Consider the following 3,117-nt stretch of genomic DNA (forward strand, 5'->3'; position numbering starts at 1 on the left):
GGCCCTGGCCACCGGGCCGGTGGACTCAGGCATGGCCAGGGCCTGAAAGGCCGTGAGCGCCTGGCTGGCCGACGCGAAGCGCTGATCCGGTTGGCGCTGCAGCAGGCGTTGCAGGGTGTTCTGCAGGTCCGGCTCGGTGCTCAGGGCCGCGGGCATGCGCCACTGGGCCGTGACCGGATCCAGCAGGGTGGCCGGCGCATCGCCACTCAGCAGCACCAGAGCCGTCACGCCGAGGGCATGCAGGTCCATCCAGGCCTCGGGCCTGGAGCTGTGGGCCAGCTCCGGCGGCGCATAGCCGGGAGTCACCACCACGCCGCCGGCCACCAACCCGTAGTCGAGCAGCACGGGCAGGCCGTCGCTGTCGCGGCGCAGCAGGTTGGCCGGACAGAGATCGCCGTGCACCAGCTCCTGGCCATGCAACACCGCCAGCACGGGCAGCAGCTGGCGCACCAGCAGCAGCACCTCGCCGGCACCGAACACCATCTGCCGCTCGGCCCGCACCTCGATCAGCTGCTGAAAGGTGCGCCCCCCCTGCCACTCCCGCACCAGCCAGAGGGCGTCACCGTCCTGCACCGGGCTGCCCAGCCGCGGCACCTGGGGGTGGAGCACCCCCTGCAGCCGGCCCCAGCGGGCCAGGGCGGCGGCCTGGTCGATGCTGGGCTCCAGCCGCCGCAGAGCCACCAGGCCATCACCGGCCAGCTGGTCGCGGGCGCGCCAGAGGCTGCCCTGGGCTCCCTGGCTGAGGCATTGATCCAGCCTGTAGCGATCGCCGATCAGCACACCCGGCTGCGCGGAAGGAGCGGAGTCAGGAGGCATCAGCCGGCCGCGGCCAGGGCCCGCTCAGGTTGCCGCAACCCCTTGGTGGTGAGCCACTCCCGGTCATAGAGCCGGGAGCGGTAGCGGTCGCCGCTGTCACACAGCACGGTGACGATCGTGTGGCCTGGGCCGAGGCGGCGGGCCGTCTCCACGGCCGCGGCCACATTGATGCCCACCGACCCCCCCAGGAACAGGCCCTCCTGCCAGAGCAGGCCGTAGATGGTGTCCAGGGCGGCCTGGTCGACGATGCGCACGGCGTCATCCACCGGTGCACCCTCCAGATTGGCGGTGATGCGGCTGTTGCCGATCCCCTCGGTGATCGAGCTGCCCTCGCTGCGCAGCTCGCCGCTGCTGGCCCAGCTGTAGAGGGCGCTGCCCTCGGGATCGGCGAGCACACAGCGCACGGCGGGCTTGCGTTCCTTCAGGTACAGGGCCACGCCGGCGTAGGTGCCGCCCGTGCCGGTGGCCGCCACCCAGGCATCCACGCGGCCTTCGGTCTGCTCCCAGATCTCGGGGCCGGTGGAGCTGTAGTGGGCACGGCGGTTGGCCAGGTTGTCGAACTGATTGGCCCACACCGCCCCGGGGGTTTCGGCGGCGATGCGGCCCGAGAGCTTCACGTAGTTGTTGGGGTCGCGGTAGGGCACGGCGGGCACGGTGCGCACCTCGGCCCCGAGGCTGCGCAGCAGGCCGATCTTCTCGGCCGACTGGGTGTCGGGAATCACGATCAGGGCGCGGTAGCCGCGGGCATTGCAGAGGTGGGTGAGGCCGATGCCGGTGTTGCCCGCCGTGCCCTCCACCACGGTGCCCCCTGGCCGCAGCAGACCCTCCTGCTCAGCCTCCAGCAGGATGCCCAGGGCGGCTCTGTCCTTCACCGAGCCGCCGGGATTCATGAACTCCGCCTTGCCCAGAATCTCGCAGCCCGTGAGCTCACTCAGGGCACGCAGGCGGATCAGGGGGGTGTGGCCCACCGCCCCGACAAAGCCCTGAGTGATCTGCCCCATGCCGTGATCGCCGCGTGGCGGGATCGTAGGCAACCTCCCTAAGGTCGGGCCTGCACCCGGCACTCCCATGACCACAGGCCTGCCGGCCAGGCTCCGTCAGGTGCGTCAGCACAGCCTGGATCTGATCGCACCGCTGCAGCCGGAAGACCTCTGCCTGCAGGGCATGGCCGACGCCAGCCCACCCAAGTGGCACCTGGGCCACACCACCTGGTTCTTCGAGACCTTCGTGCTCCGGCCCCAGCAGGCGGCCGGGGCGGAGCTGGGCTTCACGGCGGCGCCCGAGGCCTGGGGCTTCCTGTTCAACAGCTATTACGACACGATCGGCGAGCGCCATCCGCGGCCCGAGCGGGGACTGCTGAGCCGCCCGCCGATCGAGGCCGTGCTGGCCTGGCGGCGGCAGGTGGATCAGGCCCTGGAGAGGCTGCTGGAGCAGCTCGGGCCCCTGGAGCAGGAGCCAGGCCCGGGCCCGTCATCCAGCAGCCACGCACTGCTGGAACTGGGCCTGCAGCACGAGCAGCAGCACCAGGAACTGCTGCTGATGGACCTCCTGGACGGCTTCAGCCGCAACCCGCTCGAACCCAGCTACGGCGCCGCACCCGAGGAGCGCTTCCGCGCCGGATGGCGCCCGGGCGGCGATGCCGGCCCAGCGCCATCCGGCTGGCTGGAGCACCCCGGCGGGCTGCTGGAGATCGGCCACGAGGGCGCCGGCTTCCACTTCGACAACGAGGCGCCCAGGCATCGCCAGTGGCTTGAGCCCTTCGCCCTCGCCGAGCGGCTGGTGACCAACGGCGCCTACGCGGCCTTCATCGCCGATAGGGGCTACAGCCGAGCGGAGCTGTGGATGAGCGAGGGCTGGGCCCTGGCCAGGGCCGAGGGCTGGCAGGCCCCCCTCTACTGGCGCGACGGCACGGCCGAGCCCTATGCCTTCACCCTGGCGGGCCCGCAGCCGCTGCACCCCGAGGCGCCCGTGCGGCACCTGAGCTGGTTCGAGGCCGACGCCTTTGCCCGCTGGGCCGGGGCCCGCCTGCCCACGGAGGCCGAATGGGAAGCCCTGGCCGGGCGCCTGCCCCAGGCCCATGGCCTGCTCTGGCAGTGGACCGCCAGCCCCTACCGCCCCTATCCGGGCTTCCACGCCGCCCCGGGAGCCGTGGGCGAATACAACGGCAAATTCATGAGCTCCCAGATGGTGCTGCGCGGCAGCTCCTACCTCACGCCGCCGGGCCATGCTCGACCCACCTACCGCAATTTCTTCCCGCCGGGCTGTCGCTGGATGGCCTCCGGCCTGCGGCTGGCCCAGGAC

Annotated in this window: 3 protein-coding genes; 1 reads left to right on the top strand and 2 read right to left on the bottom strand. The window is 71.9% G+C overall.

The features are described from left to right. Window positions 1–816: serine/threonine protein kinase (locus tag IQ216_RS12900; protein ID WP_370566749.1), on the bottom strand; the 816-nt coding region annotated here is incomplete at its 3' end. Then, entirely contained in the window at window positions 816–1,817 is a 1,002-nt protein-coding gene (locus IQ216_RS12905) for a cysteine synthase A (RefSeq protein WP_193815793.1), read from the bottom strand. The genes IQ216_RS12900 and IQ216_RS12905, both read right to left, overlap by 1 nt. A gap of 67 nt (window positions 1,818–1,884) precedes the next feature. Between IQ216_RS12905 and egtB the strand changes: the two genes are divergently transcribed. Next, on the top strand, window positions 1,885–3,117 hold a 1,233-nt coding region (gene egtB, locus IQ216_RS12910; RefSeq protein ID WP_193815794.1), incomplete at its 3' end, for an ergothioneine biosynthesis protein EgtB.

Source organism: Cyanobium sp. LEGE 06143 (assembly GCF_015207535.1).
Taxonomy (GTDB): domain Bacteria; phylum Cyanobacteriota; class Cyanobacteriia; order PCC-6307; family Cyanobiaceae; genus NIES-981.

What these genes read in the sequence shown, in the direction of transcription:
- IQ216_RS12905 (WP_193815793.1), bottom strand. Translation starts at nt 1,817, where the DNA reads ATGGGGCAGATCACTCAGGGCTTTGTCGGGGCGGTGGGCCACACCCCC.